Source organism: Kitasatospora sp. NBC_01266 (assembly GCF_036242395.1).
Classification (GTDB): domain Bacteria; phylum Actinomycetota; class Actinomycetes; order Streptomycetales; family Streptomycetaceae; genus Kitasatospora.
Genome location: NZ_CP108458.1, coordinates 7,945,536 through 7,964,311, shown reverse-complemented (window position 1 = coordinate 7,964,311; position 18,776 = coordinate 7,945,536). Strand labels below are relative to the sequence as shown.

Sequence of the window (18,776 nt, the reverse complement as noted above, 5' to 3'; positions counted from 1 at the left end):
ACCCCTTGCCTGCCGCCCCGCTCGCCCTCACCCTGGCCAACCTGCTGCTCCGGCCGGGCTTCGGTGCTCGTCGCGACCCCGACCAGGTCTTCGACCGGCTCATCGCCGCGACCGCGCAGGCAGACGGAGACCAACTGTTCGCCGACGACTTCCGGTTGCTGCTGCGCAACTGGTCGAGGGACGACAACCTCACCCCGGTCGGCTGGGCATCCGCGCAGGCCCACGTCCGCAGGCAGCTCAGCAACCGGGCCCGGATCCGCCGACTGCTCTCCCAGCACCCCGCGATCGAGCACGAGCCCATCGAGCAGCCGGTGTTCGTGGTAGGTCTGCCGCGCACCGCCACCACACTGACCCACGGCATCCTGTCCCTCTCCGCCGAGCACCGCAGCCCGCTGCTGTGGGAACTGCTCACCCCCGACCTGGAGCTGACGCCCGATCAGCGCCGGAGGGCGATCACCGCCGCGCGTCGGATGGTCGGCGCGATCGACCTGTTCGCCCCGCGGTTCCGCGACATCCACCCGCTCGACGCCGAGGGCCCTGACGAGTGCACCTTCGCCCTCCCGCACACGGTCATGCCACTGTCCCAGGCCCGCATTCCCAACTACACGGCCCGGCACTACGAACGGGACTTCGTCCCCGACTACCGCTACCTCAAGCAGGTCTTCCAGGTGCTCCAGTACGGTCGCCCGCGCCGCCGCTGGGTGCTGAAGTCACCCATGCACCTGGAGAACCTCGACGCACTGCGCACCGTCTTCCCGGATGCCACCATCGTGTGGACCCACCGCGACCCGGTCACCGTCGTGGCGTCCTTCTGCAGCCTGGTCGAGCACGGTATGGCCATCACCGTCCGCCCCCTCGACCTGCACGGAATCGGCGCCACCTGGCTCGACGTGCTGAGCCGCGCCATGACCCGGGGCCTGGCGGCCCGTGCCTCGATCCCCGCCGAGGCGCTGGTGGACGTCCCCTACTCCTGGCTCGGGGCCCACCCCGCCACCGGCGCCCCCAGACTCTACGAATCCATCGGCGCCGGCTGGACGAGTGCCACCGCGGCCCGGCTTCCCGAGATCACCGCTCGTCCCAGGGGCACCCGCCCGCACAGCTACGACCTGGCGCGTTACGGACTGACCCGCGCCGGCGTCGAGTCGGCCTTCGCCGACTACAACACCCTTCGTGCCAAGGTCGATCAGAGCTGACGGCGCGCCGTGCTACGCGTCCTCCGGGCTCAGCTGCCCGGTCCCCAGGCGCCCAACCTCCGGAGAAGAACGGGCAGCAGCGGTGGTCGGGCCGGGGCCGTGTGCGTCGACGCGGTCGTTGGTGTCGGGGTGGGTTCACCGGGCCAGGGCGGACGGGGTCAGGAGTTGCCCTGCCAGGTGCTCAGCGAGAGCTTGACCTCGCCGGTCTGTGCGTCGGCGGTCTCGATGGTCGCGATCGCGATGCTGTTGGTGGCGCGGTCGCGTATGCAGAGCAGCCGGCCGCCGTTCACCTGGGCGAAGCCGACGTTGGCTTCGGGCTGGGTGTCGATCGCGGCGTTGCACTGGGCCGGGGTGGACGACGGGTCGGTCAGCACGGCGAAGTCGGAGAGGTCGAAGCCGGCCGCGCTGAAGGAGTCGGCCGAGGCGCTACCGGTAGGGCTCTGGTGCGTCAGGGCGAGCGCCCACTTGGGGGTGGTGACAGCAGGGGCCGTCTTGCCGCCGACCAGGTCGATCTGGTACGCCTCGCTGGCGAACAGGCTTGCCGGGATACTCAGTTCGACCTTGCTCACCAGCGGGGTGTAGCTCCCTGCGGTGGCGGGCGCCGAGCCGCCGCCGACCGAGCCGGGTGCGCTGGGCGCGCTGGTGGACGCGGTGGTGGACGCGGTGGTGGACGCGGTGGTGGGCGCGGCCGGGGATTTCGCGGCGGCCGGGGCCTGGGCGGGGTTGCCGGCGGTGGTCGACCTGTCGTTCCGGTCGTTCCGGGTGAGCAGCACCCCGCCCAGCGTGCCGCCGAGCGCCACCACCACGGCGATGGTCAGCAGGGTCTTCCAGGAGACGCCTTTCGCCTTGGCCTGCCCCGCCGCGGGCGCCGGCGCGGCCTCGGGGACCGGCCCGGTCTGCTCCGGATACCGCGCCCGTGTGGTGGGCATGTCGCTGAGCAGAGGCGGGGGAACGGCTGCTGACGTCGGCCCAGGGGCGCTGAGCGAGGGAGCCGTTGCCAGGGCGGTGGGGACCGGCGGCGTCCTGGGCAGGTCGGAACGCCGGGTGAGCTCGGTGGCCACCGGCGCGGGCAGCCAGTCGTCGGCGAACCGCAGCTGCCCGCCGACCGAGGGGTGGCTGCGGGCGATCTCGATGATCTCGGCCGGCGTGGGCCGGTCCTCGGGCTCCTTGGCCAGGCAGCGCTGCACCAGGTCGCGCAGGTCCTCGGGCACCGCGTCCAGCTCCGGCGGCTCGTACACCACCCGGAAGAGCACCGCGGTCTCCGGGCCCTCGCCGAACGGGTACACGCCGCTCGCCACGTAGGCGGCCAGCGCGCCCAGCGCGAAGACGTCGGTGGCGGGAGTGACCGCCCCGCCCTGGGCCTGCTCGGGCGCCATGAAGGCGGGCGAGCCGATCCGGAGCCCGGTGCCGGTCAGCGCGGTGGCGTCGGCGGCCCGGGCGATGCCGAAGTCGATCACCCGCGGGCCGTCGGCGGCCACCAGCACGTTGGCGGGCTTCAGGTCGCGGTGCACGACGTTGACGCTGTGGATCGCCTGCAGCGCCTCGGCGATGCCGCCGAGCAGCAGCAGCACGGTGCGCACCGGCAGCGCGCCGTGCTCGCGCACCACCTGCTGGAGCGAGGGCCCCGGCACGTACGCGGTGACCAGCCACGGGGCGCCAACGGCCGTGCTGCCCGCGTCGATCACCTGGGCGGTGTACAGACCGTGGATCCGCTGCGCGTTGGCCACCTCTCGGGTGAACCGACGCCGGAACTCCGGGTCCTCGGCGAACTCGGGACGGACCACCTTCAGCGCCACCGGCCGGCCACCCGGGGTGTAGGAGAGGTAGACCCGGCCCATCCCGCCGGCTCCGAGCCGCGCGTACAGCCGGTAGCCGGCCACCTCGGCCGGGTCATCCGGCTGGAGGGGCTGGAAGGTGGATTGCGACGATGCAGCGCTGTGTAGATCATCTGCAGGCATGGGCTGAGGGTTAGCCTTACTGTGTGTTAACTACGGATAACCAGAGTCGATTTGGTCGAACGACTGCGACGCCGCACGTCGAACTGCCGGTCGGGCCGGCCCGGCTGGCCCGGCTCGGCTGGCCCGGCCGGGGAGAGGGCCTCAGTTGCCGGCCCTGATGCCGCCGTCCACGTGGAGGATCTCGCCGGTCACGAACAGCGCGTTCTCCAGGTAGAGGACCGCGTCGACGATGTCGCCCACCTCGCCGATCCGGCCGGCGGGGTGCCGGTCGGCGAGGAACCGGTGGGTCTCCTCGGCGTGCGTCGGGTTTCGAATGGCGCCCGGGGAGACAGCGTTCGCGCGGATGCCGCGGGTCGCGTACTCGATGGCCAGCGACTTGGTGGCGGACCGCAGTGCGCCCTCGGTCAGTGAAGCCAGCACGGACGGGACCCTGGCGTCGGCGTTGTCGGCCAGGCTGCTGGTGATGGTGACGATGTGTCCACCGCCCTGGGTGAGCAGTTGGCCGACGGCCAGCTGTGTGAGCTGGAAGAATCCGATCAAATTCGCACCGGTCACGGTGGCGTAGTCGTCTGCGGTGTAGTCGGTGAAGGGCTTGGCGACGAAGGCGCCCGCGTTGTTGACCAGGGTGTCGATGTGGCCGAACCGCTCGACGGCGGCGGCGATGACGCGCTCGGCGGTGGCCGGGTCGGCGATGTCGCCCTGCACGGTCAGGATGCCCGCGTCGTTGGCGGGTGCGATCGTGCGCGAGGTGGCGACGACGGCGTGACCGAGCCTGCGGTACGCGTCGACGAGGCCGGCGCCGATCCCCCGCGAGGCACCGGTGATGACGACGACCTTCTGATCAGGCATGCTCATGACAGCACTCCGGGATGCAACCGAGCGCGAGCTGGGTGGCTGGATAGGCGGATGGGCGGGTGGGATTACGTGGCCGGCCGGGACGACATGGCCTCGACCCCGGCTCCGGCCGCTGATCGACTCCGCCACGGTAGGCAGGCCGGTACGCGAAGGGCAACGCCCCACCGGCCCGGCGCCAGGACCGGCTGCCTCCCTACTGGAAGGCCCGGCCTTCCAGCCCTGGTCAGCGCCCTAACTGTGGATCTGCCGGTGCCGGTCCCGGTCGCCCGCCGGCAGCCAGGCGTCCGGGCCGTACAGCCCGAGGCCGCCGACCGCCTCGCAGAGAACGTCGACCACGGCGAGCACCGCCGCGCGCTGCTCGTCGGCACGCCGGACCAGTGACCAGGTCCAGTACACCTGCGGCGACACGATCGGGCGCTGGACCAGGTCGGGCGGCAGTGGAACGGTCTGGCCTTTGGGACAGTTGACGACCGGTCGGCCGAGGCGGCGGACATGGTCGAAGAACGCCGGACCCATGACGCCGCCGTCGGCGATGTGCTCCGCCCGGGCACCCGTGTCGCGGACCAGTTCCTCGGCGTAGGCGTTCCACGACGCCCAGGAGGTGACGTCGTCGTCCAGGAGCGCGACGGTGTCCCCGGCGCGCACAGCGCCGCCGCCGGCCCCCGCGGACACCGCCTGGAGCCGGTCCACGCCGACCAACCGGGCTGCCAGGCCCAGCTGTTCCAGCTCCTCGTCCCGCACCCAGCACACCGCGAGGTCCAGGCTGCCGTCGGCGACCCGGGCGGCCTGGGCGTGGGAGGGCGCGACCCACGTGTCGATGTGCACCCGGGCCACCGCGGAGGTGCGGGCGGTCAGGTCGGGCGGCAACCAGCTGACGTAGCCCAGCCGGACCGGCTCCGAACCGGACAGCCGCCCGGCCCGGCGCCGCAGGTCGTCGGCCCGGTCCAGCAGGGCGCGCACGTGCGGGAGCAGCGCGGTGCCCGCCGCGGTGAGCGCGACCGAGCGCCGGTCGCGGTCGAACAGGACCACCCCGAGGTCGCGTTCCAGGGCCTTGATCTGCTGGGACAGGGACGGCCCGGCGATCAGCAGCCGGGCAGCGGCCCGGCCGAAGTTCAGCTCCTCGGCGACCGCGAGGAAGTACCGGAGTTGGCGCAGCTCCATTCCGCTCATGCTACGGCCGTTGGGAGGCTGCGCCTATCAGCGGCGAGGACGCCGGTTTGTGGCGCGGCCCACACGGCGAACCGCGCAGCATCGGCATCCGGCGGGCCGACGACGGGGACGAGCTCGCGAGAAGGTCCTCGGCCGCTTCACCACCGCAGCGATGACGTGACGTCAGATGTACCTGTCAACCGTCGCGTTGCGACGACTCGCACGTACGCGCTAGCCTCTGCCACCTGGCTGGACCGGCTCGACCGCCCGAGTCCGCACATTCAAGGGGGGGTCTTGGAAGCCGACGGCTGGATCGCGCCGACCGACGAGGAGCAGCGTCTCTTCGAGGCCAAGCGCAACGACGACCTCGGGTCGTTCCTCACCGTGCTCGCCGCCACCGACGTGTTCGTCCCGTGCCTGCTCGACCACGCCGACGCGCGCCTCGCCGGCCAGCAGGTGCGCGGTACGTCCCTGGTGAAGACCAAACGGTGGACGCGCACCTCGCTCGACGTCTACACCCGGGGGCTGTTGCCCGCGCAGCGTCCTGACGGGGTCTTCTTCGACAAGATGATGTGGCCCGCCCTCGTCCCGTGGGTGGGCAAGACCAGCCCGGACTGGACCCTCGTCGTCAACCGCGGCAGCCGGATCGAGACGCGGCTGAAGGTGGGCGACGTCGCGCTGTGGCTGAAGCGGAACCAGGACACCGTCGGCACCTGGCAGGACCTGCTCGGCACCGTCCGCACCATGAGGTCCGAGCCGCAGGACGGCGACCTGGCCCGCGCGCTGGCCTGCGGCGCACAGCTGGCCGTGATGGGCGCCCGACCGTGGAACACGATGGGCGCCGACCGGCTGGACTACGAGCAGACGCGCAGGACGCTGCAGAAGTGGTGGAGCATCGAGACCGCCGCGCAGTGGCGCACCCAGGTCGACCGGCTGCTCGACACCGAGCAACTCACCTCGGTCGACCGGGTACTGTCCCTGCGGCCGCAGTACGCCGGCCAGTCGGCACCCTCCGCCGATCCGACCACTCTGACCCGGGCGGTCACGGCCTGGTGCCAGCAGCACGGCACCGCGGACAAGGCCCGGAACGAACTGCTCGACGTGGCCGGCCTGGTCGGGCGCTGCGAGGGCTGGCTGCGCCGCGACGGCCTGCTGCCGCACGACGGCGTCATCCACACGCAGGCCGCCTGGGACCTCGGCCGCGCGGTGAACATGGGCCTCTGGGGCCTGGCGGGCGGCTTCTGCGACCGCGAGCGTGCCGAAGAGATCGTCCGGCAGGCCGGCAGCGCGTGCGCGCAGACCTACCCCAACTGGTTCAGCTTCTCCGCCGCCTACGTCCTCGGCCGGGTGGTGCAGATGGGTCGGCAGGGCTCGCCTGAGCAGACCTACCAGGAGGCGCTGGACGCCCACAACGCCCTGGTACGGGCGCCGAGCAGCCCGTGGCGCACCCTGACCCTGCGCTGACCGGGGACCGCGGGGCCCGGTCACGCATCCGTTGGGCGACCGTGGCCCCGGCCTCGCACCGGTGTCCGGTTGGACCAGCAGCCGCAGGCGGCGCGGTACCTCGCGCGACAGCGGGGCAACCAGCGCTGCCGAGCGCCCGCCCGGCGATCTTCGGCGGCCACCACGGGAATCAGCACCGGGCGGAGTCGAATCGCTGCGGGCCCGGCGGGGCGAAATCGAGGGTCATCGGCTCGCGGCGGCGTTGAGCCGGTCGGTCACCAGCGCGAGCGGCGGCCAGTCGAGGCGGCCGTGTCGGGCCACCGCGTAGGCGCGCAGCTCGACGTCGGGGGCGGCCAGCGGGACGAACCGCACACCGGGCAGGACCGGGAAGCCGGTCGGTAGCAGCGCCACGCCCAGGCCCGCCGCGATCATCTCCTGCACCAGGTCGAGGCTGTCGGCCTGGTGGGTGACCCAGGGCCGGAACCCCGCCATCGAGGCGAGCGTGCGGATGACCTCCTCGTCCGCCGTGTTGCGGGAGTTGACGATCCAGTCGTGCGACCGGAAGCGGGCGAAGACGTCCGGCGTCGTCCCGTCGCCCGGCTCGGCGTCGGCCGGCACGCCGAGCCCCCACCTGGTGGTCCACAGCGGGGTCGCACTGACCGTGGGATCGTCGGCGGCCGGAGCCAGGTTGTAGTCGTAGGTGAGCGCGAGGTCCACCTCGTCGGCGGCCAGCAGCTCCAGCGACTCGGCGGGCTCGTGTTCGCGGATGAGGACGCGGACCTGCGGACTGGTCGCGGCGAGGTCTACCACGATGGGCAGCAGGTATCCGCGAATGGCGGTGGCGAAGCCGGCCACCCGCAGAGTGCCGTTGGGCTCGGCTCCGGGGCTGAGGTCGCGGTGCGCCGTCTCGACCGCGGCAAGGATCGTCACCGCGTGTTCGGCGAGCCTGCGACCCGCCGGCGTCAGCCGGACCAGCCGCCCGGCGGGCTCGATCAGCGCGGTGTCCATCTCGCGGGCGAGGGCGGCGATCTGCTGCGAGACCGTCGAGGTGGTGATGCCGAGCACATCCGCGACCGCGCGCATCGAGCCCAGCCGGGACAACTCCGCGAGAATCCGCAGCCGCCGTGTGTCCATCCGGCCATTGTTCAGCTTTCCCGAACGGTTTGTCCATGATCTCCACGTGGACGGCAATGATGCGCGCGTCATGTACTGGTGGCCATGAGCCCGCTGGAAGCCGTCGCCCGTCCCCTCGCCACCCGCCCGCAGCTGCGCACCGCCCAGGGCGGAGCCCTGATGGCCGTGGCGGCGATGTCCTCGGTCCAGCTCGGGCTGGCCCTGTCGGTACCGCTCTTCGCCCAGCTCGGCGCCGTGGGCACGGCCGGGCTGCGACTGGCCTGGGCCGGCCTGCTGGTCCTGGTGCTGATACGCCCGCGCCTTCGTGACTTCGCCGGCCGGGACCTGTTGGCCTGCACACTGCTGGGCCTGGTGACCGCCGGCATGGTGCTGCTCTTCATGCTGTCCGCCGCACGCCTCCCGCTCGGCACCGCGAGCGCGCTGGAATTCCTCGGCCCGCTCGCGGTCTCCCTCCTGCGCCCCGGTGGCGGGCGCAAGCACTGGGCGGCGTCGGCCGCCCTCGGCGTCGTCCTGCTGACCGAACCCTGGCACGGCGGGATCAACCCGGCCGGCCTCGGCTTCGCACTCGGCGCGGCGGCCTGCTGGGCCGGGTACATTCTGCTGACCCAGCGCGTCGGCGACCGGGTCACCGGACTGAAGGGGCTGGCCGTCTCGCTCCCGGTGGCAGGCGTGGTCGCCACTCTGGTCGCCGCGCCGTCCGAATTCGGCCACGTGACCTGGCCGCTGGTCCTCGTCATGCTGGGGCTGGCCGCGCTGAGCACCGTGCTGCCCTACACACTCGAATTCCTCGCGCTGCGCCGGCTCACCGCGGGCGCATTCGGCACCCTGATGAGCCTGGAGCCGGCGATCGCGCTGGTGATGGGCATCCTGGTGCTCGGTCAGATCCCCGGCCCGGCGCCGGCGGCCGGCATCATCCTGGTGGTGATCGCGGGCGCCGGCGCAACCCGCACCGGCGGCCGGGAGGCGGCGGCGGATGAGGGGACAGCCCCGGAGGCGCTCCCCGAGCGCGAGGTCCGGGAGCCGGTGCTGTGCGCCTGAGCCCAGCAGCGCAACGACCACTCGCAGCCACCGGCGATGCGGACGGCGCTCAGTACTCGCCCTTGATCACGAAGAAGGAGCCGCGGATCTCTCCGGCCAGCTTGGACTTCTGGCGCGCGAACTTGAACTTCGACGCCAGTTCCTCGGGAACGTCCATGCCTTCGGAAAGCTTGAACCCCACCGCGCGCTTCATCCCGTCCTCGATGCCGTACATCACGTTGACCGCCAGGCCGGACTCGTAGAACACGTAAGCCATCCGGAATCCGCCCACCTCGAAGGAGGTCGCCTCGAGCGGACGGGCGGAGATGACGATGCCGCGCTCCTCGGAGAGGATGCGGGTCACCGAGCCGAGCGCCTCCGGAGCCTCACCGGCGGGCCGGACGGTGAAGACGTGGTCGTACTTGTTCTTGTAGTAGCGCGCCTCGTTGGCGCGCAGTCCTGCGAGCGCCTCCGCGACCGGGGACGACTCCAGACCGATGGTGGACACGTTCTCGAAGTCGACGGTGTACGGCATGGGTCCTCCTGACGATGGTGGCCGGTGGCGAACCACCGGTGCCGGCTTTCCCGGCGCCGTGTTCACGCTACGTCCGACGCAGCCGCCCGGCTTCTCGTATCCTGATCGATCGGGGCACGAGCGTCCCGCGGTGCGCGCTGCTGACGGATCTGGGTCTGGCAGCCGCCCCCGCACTACCCGCCCTTCGTGAGGTGATCGGGAGCGCACGACGCGCCCAGCATCGCCGTTGTCTCCCGGGCCAGCTGGTGCAGAGCCGCTGCCGGGCGGGGCAGCGCAAGCAGCAACGCGGTTCCGGCCGCGAGCGATGCCCGTGCGACGGCAGGCAGGCCGACCTTCGTAGCTTCCTGCACGATGCGGAAGTGCTCCTCGGTGGCACGCAGGCCGAGCCCCAGCGCGCGCCAAGTGAAAGTAGAGCGCTGCGGTTCCGGAAGGTTGAAGCCGAGTGCCAGTTGGTCCGTGGGCGGTGGCGGGGGCGGGGTCGGACCGTCGAGGACGGCGACGGCCTGCCGCAGGGAGCACCAGGCTGCATCGACGTCGCCGGCCCGCCGCTGCACCGAGGCGAGATCGACCAGCGCCGCACCGCGATCTGCGGGGTCGTCCTGGAGGGACGCGTGCAAGTGCCGGGCGCGGGCTGCCTGGGTGAAGTCCCCGAGTCTCGCGAGCGCACCGGCAAGGCTGGCGAGCAGGGCACCGTCACGTGGCCCGGCGTCGTCGAGCAGACGCAGCAGCGCGGTACGGGCCAGCTCGGTGCGCCCCTGGCGGCGGGCCAGCTCCGCCCAGGTGAGCTCGGGCTCGTCCGCCGGGTCCACGCCGTAACCGGACTCGTCGAACGCGGCCGCCCAGCTACTCAACTCCGCTGCAGTGTCCGGAAATCCTCCGAGCAGGCCGTGGGCGTCGACACTCACTTCGCGGAGCGACCGCAGAAGCTGGTGGTCCTGGTCCCGGCCGTGCCGGCCCACGAGGACAGCGGCCAGGCGCAACTCCTCCGTGGCGCCGTACTGGGCTTCGTGCTGGAGCAGCACGCGCAGGAACGGCAGATCCGCCTCGCGCCGGTCGTACTGGGCCGCGCGCAGGGCCGTCACCCGCCGCGACGGATCGCCTGCCACCTCGGACCAGCGGGTGCGATCAGTGCGCAGCAGGGCCAGATCTGCCTGCCCGGGCTCAAGGACGGTCTGCCACAGCGGCGGGCGCGGCAACCGGTCCAGCAACGTGTAGACGCAGCCCTCCTGCGCGTTGAGGAGCAGGAAGTCGGGCTCGGTGCGCAGCAGCGCCTGGTGCAGGCGGCGGATCAGCTGCGGTTGCGGGATCTCGCGCAGTCCCAGTGCGGCAAGCAGGGCGCTGCGGTCGGCGTCGAGGCCCGGGCCGTAGTACTCGCGGAGGTCATCCTCGGTGTCTGCCGCCGCTGCCGCGAGCGTGGTGTCGTCGGCGTCCGGATCGAGGCCGGTGTAGTCGTGCCAGCCAGGCAGGCCGATCAGCACCTCCAGGGCCTCGTCCACGCAGTCGGCGATCAGTCCGGCCTCGCCCTCGGAACCGGCGTACAGGACCGCCCCGCCCGCGCACACGAAGAACGTCCCGCCCGTGTCAGTCCCCGCCACCGCCGCCAGCCCCGCACCCGAGGCCAGCCGGACGGCCTCGACGTGCTCGTCCCGGGCGATGTCGAAGTTGAACGGGTACGCCGCGAGCTCCGCGAGATCGGGACGCTCCCGGAGCAACTGGAGAACACGGTGATGGCCTGTCATGGCGGGACGGTAGCAGCCGGCTCTCGGGCTGACCGTGCTGCCCTCGGTTCGATTCGGGCGGGCCGGCTGCTGCTGATCACTGCGCTCCTCCGTGTGCTCGCCTGCGACGCGTCCTCGGAATGTCAGGGCTGGGTGGTCAGGACCGCAGTCCACTGCGACCTCTGTGATCTCTGCGCAGAGCGTGGCAAGGGACGATCGTGATCCGCTACCTTTCCAGGCATGACAGCGGAGCGTTCGACAGGTCCCACCGGCTTCAGGTAGATCCGCCAGGAGATACCTGGCGGCGCTACTCAGGGAGTCCTGTGGCCCGCACTGCACACCATGTCCCCACTGCCCAGGCTGGACCGCGAGTCGACCGGCAGCCTGGTCGGCCCTGGCGGTCCGTGGTTCTCGTCGACCTGCGCTACAGCACTCGGAATCTGACCGAGGCCGCGAAGGAGCGGCGCCGACCTCAACCCGGGGCGGTCCGGCGGCGTGTGGACGCCTACTCCTATGCCCGCTCCATCGTCCGGGACCGCTCCGTGTCCCGGCTGGCATGGGACGAGGAACGCCGGACTCGACAGCGGCTCCGCGCCGAACTCGGCCTCGTCCAGCGGCAGCTCAACGCGCGCACGGACGGGCGACCCGCCATCGCCCGAACCGACATCCCGGACATCGTCCCGGCACGCCATCGCCACAGCGCGCTCCGGCTCGCCTGACATCCCGGTCGGCGACAATCAACTCACTGGCTGCCACAGACGCCTGGGCCTTACGCTCCCGGGATCAGGTGTTCCTCGAAGGGGTGGGGATGACGCGTAGTTCCACCGTCCGGGCCGTCAACGCGCTGACCGCGCGCTGGGCTGCCGCTCTACCGAACCGCGGCACCGCCTTCACCGCCGCCGGAGTGTGGCCGCTGCTCGCTCTGCTGGCGAACGGCGCCACCGGCGCTGCCCGTCAGGAACTCGCGGACGCCATCGGCGTCCCGGCGGACCGTGCCGCGGCCGAGGCGTGCAGTCTGCTGGCCACGATCGGGGCGATGCGCGGCGTACGGAGCGCGCTGGGCCTGTGGACGCACGAGACGCTGCCGCTCGAGCCGACCTGGCTTGCCGCGCTCCCCGACCGCGTCCATGAGCAGCTCACCGGCGACGTGGTCCCAGATCAGGCTCGACTCGACGCCTGGGCGGCGCAGTGCACCGACGGGCGGATCGCGTCGATGCCAGTCACTGTCGACGAGGACACGCGGCTGGTACTGGCCTGCGCTCTGACGGTCCGCACCGACTGGATCCGCCCGTTCACACCCGGCGGAATGGAAGCGGAGTCCGGTCCATGGCGGGACAAGAACCTGGCCGGTCTGTTCCGGGTCACCGCGCTGCTTGACCGCGTGGGAGTCGCGCAGACCGAGATCGGCCCGATCACCGCGCTGCGGGTCCTCGGCGCCCAGGGAGTCGACGTCCACCTGTTCCTGGGGCCGGCGCAGGCCGCGCCGGACCGCGTGCTGGCCGCCGCGGTGCAGACCCTGGACCACCCGAGGACTGTGCTGCCGGGCGATCAACTCCCCTACGGCGAACCAGGCCCCGGGCTGACCGTCGAGCGCGTCCCCAGCCTCGACGGCGACCCGCGCCTGGTGGTGGAGACAGTGCCGTTCACCGTCGCCGCCCACCACGACCTGCTCAAGGACCCTGACCTGTTCGGGCTTCGGACAGCGACGGACCGGTCCCGAGGACACTTCCCCGGTGTCAGCAGCGAGCCGCTGGCGGTCGAGGCAGCCGCGCAGGCGATGACTGCCACGTTCGGTGCACGCGGGTTCCGTTCCGCGAGCGTCAGCGCGCTGAACGCGACTGCTGCGGGGATACCGCAGTACCGCTATCGCGCCCGCAGGATCAGCGCCCGCTTCGACCGGCCGTTCGGCTTCCTCGCTGTCCACCGCACCTCACGGCTCGTCCTGAACGCCGGCTGGGTCACCGAACCCGATGCCTTCGAGGAATCGTCCTGGGAATGGTGAGCATATGCAGTCCGTTTGCCCCTGTGCAGCCTGTTCGCGGTCATCGTTTGTACTGATCCAATGACACACCCCAGCAGCTGACACGGCGTCAGATCGGCGTTCCGGTCTCATGCCCCGTCAGGAGCGCCGCCCGCTGTCTGATGAATCGCTGGTCACGTGCGGCGACCTGGCCCTGCGGCCCGGTCGCGCGCAGGACGACGTCGAGGACCGCGTTCGGGTCAGCGGCGTAGCTGTGGGCGAACCACGGCATGTTCGCCTCCACGACCGCCCACTGCTCCCCTCCGGTATCCGGGTCCTGGAGGAGCCCGATGTCGACGGCCACGGCACTCGGCAGCGAATCGCGCGCCTCGTCCAGCAGCGTCTCGGCGAAGGCGCGAACCTGGGTCTCGCTGCCATCTCCGTCAAGCCGGGCGATGTCCAGGCGCCCGTACCGGGCATAGCGGCTGCCGGTGGCGATCTGCCCGTCCAGCACGAACAACCGGTACTCGACGGCGAACGTCACCACGTCGGAGAGCAGCACCGACGTGTCGGGGCCGATCCGGTCGCCCTGGCGGGGAAGCCGGCTGCCGTCGGTGTAGACCGCGGCGGGGAACTGCTTGTCGCTGGGCGGCTTCGCGAACAGCGGGCGACGCACGCTCCAGGCTTCCGACAGTGTGGTCAGCTCGATACGGCGACCGGTGAACTCCTCCGGCAGCCCGGCGAGCCAGTCGTCGGCGGGCTCCAGCAACGCCAGATCCAGCCGGCCGCCGATCCGGTCAGCCGCGAGCGGCCCGCCGTACCAGTGCACGCGTCGGCCGGTCAGCCTCTCCACGAGCAGCGGCCCGTCCAGCGTCGCGACCTCCAGGCCACGGCGCGCGGCGGCTTCGGCGAGCAGCATGGTCGTGCTGGTCGGCTGAGCCGACGTCAGGAGAACCGGCGCCGTCCTCGTGTTCACGCCGGCGGCCGGAACTCGTGGACGACCTCGATGGCGCCGATGATGTGCCGGTTGAACTCCGCCAACTCCTCGGCCGGAACCCACAGTTCGAGGATCGCCTCACCGCCCGCCCGGCGGACCGGGTAGCGCACCAGGAACTCGGCATCGACCTCGAACCGCGTCACATAACCGACACCGGAAGCCGGCACGTTCCAGTCCCGCGCGATACGGACCGCGTACTCCTCGTTCAACACCGGGTAGAAGATGGGCTGTTCGGGCAGCCGCGGCGGCCAGGCACGCCAGCCGGACGCCTCGACCAGCGCGAGCTCCTCCGGTCCGGTCGGACGCCACAGCGTCGTCGTCTGCACCTGGACCATCGTGCTCTCCTCGTTCATCTGATCGGCTGCCCACCGTAGCCGCCGCCCCGCGCCGAGGACGAGCGGATATCCGCAGCCCCGCTGTCAGCCCCGTCGAGCCGGCCGCGCACGCAAATACGGGGCGTGGACCTGCGCCCGGAGCTGCTTCCCCCGCCAGCGGCCCGCCAACACCTCGCGGGGATCAGCTTGGAGATCGAGCGGATCTCGAACCTGATAGGGCGGCAAGTAACGCGATGTCTACATCGTTCCCTTGCGCCGCATATGGATACTTTTGCACAGTTGCTGACCATAGTTTTCGCCCCCACCTGGCCAACCTGAGCATGCCTCGGCTCCCGGCACCGCGCTGATCCTCTGACCCACAACGGCTATGCCAATCAGCTCTGGAGCTTGCCCCAACTGCGCGTCACCGCCACGGGCGCGAGGTCGCGCGATATTCCACGTGCCGACCCGCCGCTCCTGTCAGGATGCCTGGCATGACGATACGTGCACTCAGCTTCGGGGCGATGGCCCACGCGTACGAACGGTTCCGCCCGGGATATCCGGTCGAACTCCTCGACCTGGTAGTGGCGTACGCGCGTCGGCCGGTGCGGACCGCCCTGGAGATCGGCGCCGGAACGGGCAAGGCAACCCGCCTGTTCGCCGAGCACGGGGTCTCGGTCACCGCGACCGAGCCCGACGAGGCAATGCTCGCCGAGTTGCGCAAGCACGTGCCAGCCGGGGTCAAGACGGAGCGGGCCGCATTCGAGGAGCTGCCCTTGGGCGAGCGGTACGGGCTGGTCTACGCGGCGGCGGCGCTGCACTGGACGAACCCGGCGGGCCGCTGGCCGCGGATGGCGGCGCTGCTGGAGCCCGGTGGCGTGTTCGCCTCGTTCGGCGGCCCGATCCGGCTGGCCGACTTGGAATTGGCACAGGCCGTCCAGAAGGCCCAGGTACCGTTCCTGGACACCGACGAGATTCCGTCCCCTGATGGCACACCGCCCGGGCAGGCCATGCAGTGGCCGGGAACTGAACTCCAGCAGTCCGAGTGGTTCACCGACGTGCAGCAGGCCGAGATCGAACGCCGGCTCACGATGACTGCCCGCGAGTACACGGACCACCTGTCGACCATCTCGGCCTACCTGATCCTGTCGACCGCGGACCGGGAGCAGGTGTTTCGCCAGATCCAGGAGGTGCTTCCCGCCACGGTCGAGCTGAACGCTGACCTGACTGTGCACCTCGCCCGCCGCCGACCGCAGGAGTAGCACGGCGCAGGCAGTGGGCGCCGATCGACGCCCACTGCCTGCGCGAATGCCGCCGCCAAGGCTGACCCTTCGGCCCGGTTCACCCGGCTTCGACAGTTGGCGGGCACACGTCCGGGTCTGATCGGGTGTTATCGCTGGTGAACGGGCTGCGAGTGGTCTAGAGCACCTTGGTGGGCGGACATGTGCAATCCCGGTCTTCGGCTGCTGCGACCTCGGTGGATGCGGCATTCTGCGGGCATGTACGTGCGGAGGATCCAGCGCCGGAACAAGGACGGCAGCGTGGTCCGCTATGTGCAGTTGGCCACCAACTACCGTGCCAACGGCACCACGAAGGCCGAGGTGCTGCTGAACCTGGGCCGGGAGGACCGGCTCGACCTGGAGGTCGACGTCGTCTTCTTCGACACCACCAGCACCTACTTCGAACGCGACACCCCCGACACCGAGGGCTCGCTTCGCCGGTTCGGGCACTCCAAGGACCACCGCCCCGACCTGCCGCAGATCGTCATCGGGCTCGCGGTCACCCGCGAAGGCATCCCGGTCCGCTGCTGGGTCTGGCCCGGCTCCACGAACGACCAGACCGTGATCGAGCAGGTCCGCGCCGACGTGCGCGCCTGGCGCCTGGGCCGCGTGGTCACGGTCGTCGACTCCGGCTTCAGCTCCGAGGCGAACCTGGCCTGCCTGACCCGCGCCGGCGGCCACTACATCGCCGGCGTCAAGATGCGCGACGGCTCCGCCAAGGCCGGCGAAGCCCTCGCCCGCCACCGCTACCAGCACGTCCGCGACAACCCGCGCGTCAAGGAAGTGCGCCTGGCCTCCGATCCCACCCGCCGGTGGATCATCTGCCACAACCCGGCCGAAGCCGAACGCGACGCCACCCGCCGCACCGCGCAACTCGCCGCGATCGAAGACGAGTTGGCACGGATCAAGACCGCCCGCGAGCAAGACGCCGCCCGAGCCCGGGCACGTGCCGCCAAGGCCGGCCTCAAGCGCGCCCCGAAACCCTCCGACGCACCGCACCGCAAGGCCGGGTGCGCCCTGCGCGACCACCCCAGCCTGGGCCGCTGGCTCAAGCAGCACCCCGCCACGGGGAAGCTCTCCATCGACCGGGCGAAGGTCAAGACGGAGGCCAACCTGGACGGCAAGTACCTGCTCGCCACCTCCGACCCCGACCTCACACCCGAGGACGTCGCACTCGGCTACAAGAACCTGCTGGAAGCCGAACGCGCCTTCCGGACCATGAAAAGCACCCTCAACCTGCGCCCGGTCTACCACCGCGTCGACGAGCGCATCCGCGCCCACGTGCTGCTCTGCTGGCTCGCCCTCCTGCTGGTCCGCGTCGCCGAACGCCGCACCGGCACCACCTGGCGCACCATCAGGAACGAGCTCGGCCGCCTGCACCAGGTCACCCTCACCGGCCCCGCCGGCAGCCTCCGTCAGCTCACCGAGCCCACCGACCTGCAGACGCAGATCTTCAAGGACTGCGGCATCCCGATGCCGCCAAAGACGGACGGCCTGGAACCTTCGATCACGCGCTGACCAGGCCAAACATCCTCCGGGAGCGTGGGCACACGCCCCCTCACCCCCGCACTGCCCAAAACCCCGGCTCAACCCCATGATCACGGGCACTTACATGCCCACCAACTGTCGAAGTCGGGGTTCACGGCGATCGACTTTTCCCTCTCGGGTTCTCTCGCGGGGGTCGTCTTGCTGTCCGGTGACCAGGCTGCAGCCAGTGTCAGTCAGCAAGTTCAGGCGCTTGGCGTGCCGGCTGGTGCGCATCACTGAGGTGGTCAGCCTGTGCTACCGGGCGGCGGCTCGGCCGGAGAGCAGTTCGTTGAACTCTACTGCTTGCTACCAACGGAAGACGGTGTGCTGATGCCCGACCGGACACCACACTCCGACGGCGGCCTGCGCACCGCCGGCCGGGCACTGAGGGCTGTCTACCCGGCGCCCCGCTCAGGGGGTCAGCCGAGCCGGATGGGGATGACGAGGGCTCTGACCGGGAACAGGCAGGTACTGGTACTACAGGCCCCATAGGACACGACGACCTGGGCGCTGGTGGATCCCGTGCGGGTGACGGGCAGGGTGATGGCGACCGGCCCGTCGGGGTAGACAGGCAAAGGCGCGCTCAGCCCCGGCAGGTTCAGCGATTGGACCGGTCGGTCGGACGTGGGGGAGCCGGTGGCGCGAAGGCCGCCCTGGACTTCGAGCCGGGTTGGTATGCCCAGCCCGTCGACACCGTCGGTGGGCAGACTGATGCTGTACAGGTGGAAACCGGGCCGCTGAGGCCGATAGGTGGCCTGGACCGTGTCGGCGGTGACCACCACGGTCACCTGCACACCGTTCTGCACCGCGCTGGCGGTGACCGGGTCGGCGGGGGTATGACCGGCGACCGCCGGCCGCGCGTGGAAGCGCCCGACAACCAGCGCTGCCGCGCCGACCAGCAGCACCATCACGGCCACCAGCCGCACTGCCTTACGCCCCGATCGGACGTTCAGAGTGGGCAGGACGGGCATCACAGATGGGGCTTCAGGAAGCCGATGATCTCACTCGGACTGTTCGGCAGGTCGTTGTCGAACAGTCCGTCGTTGGTGGTTGCTTCGACCTTGCCGAGCGGTGACAGCAGGACCAGGCCCGGTATGCCGGTCTTATACAGGTCGAGTCCGTACGCCGTCGCGATGTCCAGGTTGGTCCAGGCCTCTCGGGGGCCGGTGTCGACTCGAACGCGGTGCAACGGCTTGACCATCCGCTGGACTTGGGGCGCCTGGAATGATTGATCGAGTTGTGCGCAGTTGGGGCACCAGGTGGCCCCGAAGTCGATGAGGACCGGCTCGTTGTCGACCGCCGCCTTCTTCAGGGCCTCGTCGATGTCTTGCCACGCCGCCCGGGTCGGGTCGAAGTCCGGGGGGAGATAGCTGGTGGCAGCGGTGAGACTGGGCGAAGGCATCGGCTGACTCGCGGTCACCTCCGGCGCTGCAGTAGTCACCTCCGGCGTTGCGCCGGTCACCTGCGGCGTCGGGCTGGTCGACCGCGGAGGGGCGGTGGTGACCGCCGCAGGGGCGGCGACCGAGGTGACGGGCTTCGAGCCACCGGTCGAGCACGCCACCGCAGTCAGGCAGACCGAGACGACCACGAGGCCGAGTCGCACGGGGCGAGCAGTGAGGCTACTGGGCATGTGAGGTAGGGGCTCCATGAAGATCGCAAGGAGATAGGAATATAGCCGATACCCCAAGCTATGCAG

General features: G+C 71.0%; 17 protein-coding genes. 7 read left to right on the top strand and 10 right to left on the bottom strand.

What is annotated here, in order from left to right:
- Positions 1-5: 5 nt before the first annotated feature.
- Complete coding sequence (locus tag OG403_RS34070) at positions 6-1,193, top strand: sulfotransferase family protein (protein WP_329571298.1); 1,188 nt, start codon at positions 6-8, stop codon at positions 1,191-1,193.
- Between the two features lie 158 nt (positions 1,194-1,351).
- Here OG403_RS34070 and OG403_RS34065 read toward each other — a convergent pair whose 3' ends face one another.
- The 3 genes from OG403_RS34065 to OG403_RS34055 all read right to left on the bottom strand — a co-directional run bounded on the left by OG403_RS34065 (position 1,352) and on the right by OG403_RS34055 (position 5,176).
- The gene (locus OG403_RS34065; RefSeq protein WP_329571296.1) at positions 1,352-3,151 is read right to left on the bottom strand and encodes a serine/threonine-protein kinase; all 1,800 of its coding nucleotides are present in this window, start codon (positions 3,149-3,151) and stop codon (positions 1,352-1,354) included.
- Positions 3,152-3,292: 141 nt separating this feature from the next.
- Positions 3,293-4,006, bottom strand: a complete 714-nt coding sequence (locus OG403_RS34060; RefSeq protein ID WP_329571294.1) for an SDR family NAD(P)-dependent oxidoreductase — start codon at positions 4,004-4,006, stop codon at positions 3,293-3,295.
- A gap of 231 nt (positions 4,007-4,237) precedes the next feature.
- Positions 4,238-5,176, bottom strand: a complete 939-nt coding sequence (locus tag OG403_RS34055; protein ID WP_329571292.1) for a LysR family transcriptional regulator — start codon at positions 5,174-5,176, stop codon at positions 4,238-4,240.
- Positions 5,177-5,449: 273 nt separating this feature from the next.
- Here OG403_RS34055 and OG403_RS34050 point away from each other — a divergent pair, with 273 nt between their 5' ends.
- The gene (locus tag OG403_RS34050; RefSeq protein ID WP_329571290.1) at positions 5,450-6,619 is read left to right on the top strand and encodes a DUF1266 domain-containing protein; all 1,170 of its coding nucleotides are present in this window, start codon (positions 5,450-5,452) and stop codon (positions 6,617-6,619) included.
- A 222-nt stretch (positions 6,620-6,841) separates the two neighbouring features.
- Here the strand turns inward: OG403_RS34050 and OG403_RS34045 are convergent, their stop codons facing one another.
- Positions 6,842-7,732 carry a LysR family transcriptional regulator gene (locus OG403_RS34045; RefSeq protein WP_329571288.1) on the bottom strand — a complete coding sequence of 297 codons (891 nt, stop codon included), beginning with the start codon at positions 7,730-7,732 and terminating at the stop codon, positions 6,842-6,844.
- Between the two features lie 84 nt (positions 7,733-7,816).
- On the opposite strand from OG403_RS34045, the gene OG403_RS34040 reads away from it, so the two are divergent.
- The gene (locus OG403_RS34040; protein WP_329571286.1) at positions 7,817-8,770 is read left to right on the top strand and encodes an EamA family transporter; all 954 of its coding nucleotides are present in this window, start codon (positions 7,817-7,819) and stop codon (positions 8,768-8,770) included.
- Positions 8,771-8,819: 49 nt separating this feature from the next.
- On the opposite strand, the gene OG403_RS34035 is transcribed toward OG403_RS34040, so the two are convergent.
- Positions 8,820-9,284: a phage tail protein gene (locus OG403_RS34035; protein WP_329571284.1), complete on the bottom strand. Its 465-nt coding sequence runs from the start codon at positions 9,282-9,284 to the stop codon at positions 8,820-8,822.
- Between the two features lie 173 nt (positions 9,285-9,457).
- Complete coding sequence (locus tag OG403_RS34030; protein WP_329571282.1) at positions 9,458-11,023, bottom strand: hypothetical protein; 1,566 nt, start codon at positions 11,021-11,023, stop codon at positions 9,458-9,460.
- Positions 11,024-11,406: 383 nt separating this feature from the next.
- Here OG403_RS34030 and OG403_RS34025 point away from each other — a divergent pair, with 383 nt between their 5' ends.
- Positions 11,407-11,721: a hypothetical protein gene (locus tag OG403_RS34025; protein WP_329571280.1), complete on the top strand. Its 315-nt coding sequence runs from the start codon at positions 11,407-11,409 to the stop codon at positions 11,719-11,721.
- 89 nt (positions 11,722-11,810) lie between these two features.
- Complete coding sequence (locus OG403_RS34020; protein ID WP_329571278.1) at positions 11,811-13,004, top strand: serpin family protein; 1,194 nt, start codon at positions 11,811-11,813, stop codon at positions 13,002-13,004.
- A gap of 88 nt (positions 13,005-13,092) precedes the next feature.
- Here the strand turns inward: OG403_RS34020 and OG403_RS34015 are convergent, their stop codons facing one another.
- The gene (locus OG403_RS34015; RefSeq protein ID WP_329571276.1) at positions 13,093-13,881 is read right to left on the bottom strand and encodes an ATP-grasp domain-containing protein; all 789 of its coding nucleotides are present in this window, start codon (positions 13,879-13,881) and stop codon (positions 13,093-13,095) included.
- Positions 13,882-13,934: 53 nt separating this feature from the next.
- On the bottom strand, positions 13,935-14,312 hold the full coding sequence (locus OG403_RS34010; protein WP_329571275.1) for an ADP-ribosylation/crystallin J1: 378 nt from the start codon (positions 14,310-14,312) through the stop codon (positions 13,935-13,937).
- A 455-nt stretch (positions 14,313-14,767) separates the two neighbouring features.
- On the opposite strand from OG403_RS34010, the gene OG403_RS34005 reads away from it, so the two are divergent.
- Entirely contained in the window at positions 14,768-15,535 is a 768-nt protein-coding gene (locus tag OG403_RS34005; protein WP_329571274.1) for a class I SAM-dependent methyltransferase, read from the top strand.
- A 180-nt stretch (positions 15,536-15,715) separates the two neighbouring features.
- Complete coding sequence (locus OG403_RS34000; protein ID WP_442911026.1) at positions 15,716-17,071, top strand: IS1634 family transposase; 1,356 nt, start codon at positions 15,716-15,718, stop codon at positions 17,069-17,071.
- Between the two features lie 428 nt (positions 17,072-17,499).
- Here the strand turns inward: OG403_RS34000 and OG403_RS33995 are convergent, their stop codons facing one another.
- Positions 17,500-17,988 (bottom strand): hypothetical protein, encoded by a 489-nt coding sequence (locus OG403_RS33995; protein WP_329571271.1) that lies wholly within the window; start codon positions 17,986-17,988, stop codon positions 17,500-17,502.
- A gap of 62 nt (positions 17,989-18,050) precedes the next feature.
- Positions 18,051-18,683 carry a thioredoxin family protein gene (locus OG403_RS33990; RefSeq protein WP_329571269.1) on the bottom strand — a complete coding sequence of 211 codons (633 nt, stop codon included), beginning with the start codon at positions 18,681-18,683 and terminating at the stop codon, positions 18,051-18,053.
- Positions 18,684-18,776 lie beyond the last annotated feature (93 nt).

What these genes read in the sequence shown, in the direction of transcription:
- OG403_RS34065 (WP_329571296.1), bottom strand. Translation starts at nt 3,151, where the DNA reads ATGCCTGCAGATGATCTACACAGCGCTGCATCGTCGCAATCCACCTTC.
- OG403_RS34060 (WP_329571294.1), bottom strand. Translation starts at nt 4,006, where the DNA reads ATGAGCATGCCTGATCAGAAGGTCGTCGTCATCACCGGTGCCTCGCGG.
- OG403_RS34055 (WP_329571292.1), bottom strand. Translation starts at nt 5,176, where the DNA reads ATGAGCGGAATGGAGCTGCGCCAACTCCGGTACTTCCTCGCGGTCGCC.
- OG403_RS34045 (WP_329571288.1), bottom strand. Translation starts at nt 7,732, where the DNA reads ATGGACACACGGCGGCTGCGGATTCTCGCGGAGTTGTCCCGGCTGGGC.
- OG403_RS34040 (WP_329571286.1), top strand. Translation starts at nt 7,817, where the DNA reads ATGAGCCCGCTGGAAGCCGTCGCCCGTCCCCTCGCCACCCGCCCGCAG.
- OG403_RS34035 (WP_329571284.1), bottom strand. Translation starts at nt 9,284, where the DNA reads ATGCCGTACACCGTCGACTTCGAGAACGTGTCCACCATCGGTCTGGAG.
- OG403_RS34030 (WP_329571282.1), bottom strand. Translation starts at nt 11,023, where the DNA reads ATGACAGGCCATCACCGTGTTCTCCAGTTGCTCCGGGAGCGTCCCGAT.
- OG403_RS34020 (WP_329571278.1), top strand. Translation starts at nt 11,811, where the DNA reads ATGACGCGTAGTTCCACCGTCCGGGCCGTCAACGCGCTGACCGCGCGC.
- OG403_RS34015 (WP_329571276.1), bottom strand. Translation starts at nt 13,881, where the DNA reads ATGCTGCTCGCCGAAGCCGCCGCGCGCCGTGGCCTGGAGGTCGCGACG.
- OG403_RS34010 (WP_329571275.1), bottom strand. Translation starts at nt 14,312, where the DNA reads ATGAACGAGGAGAGCACGATGGTCCAGGTGCAGACGACGACGCTGTGG.
- OG403_RS34005 (WP_329571274.1), top strand. Translation starts at nt 14,768, where the DNA reads ATGACGATACGTGCACTCAGCTTCGGGGCGATGGCCCACGCGTACGAA.
- OG403_RS34000 (WP_442911026.1), top strand. Translation starts at nt 15,716, where the DNA reads ATGTGCAATCCCGGTCTTCGGCTGCTGCGACCTCGGTGGATGCGGCAT.
- OG403_RS33995 (WP_329571271.1), bottom strand. Translation starts at nt 17,988, where the DNA reads ATGGTGCTGCTGGTCGGCGCGGCAGCGCTGGTTGTCGGGCGCTTCCAC.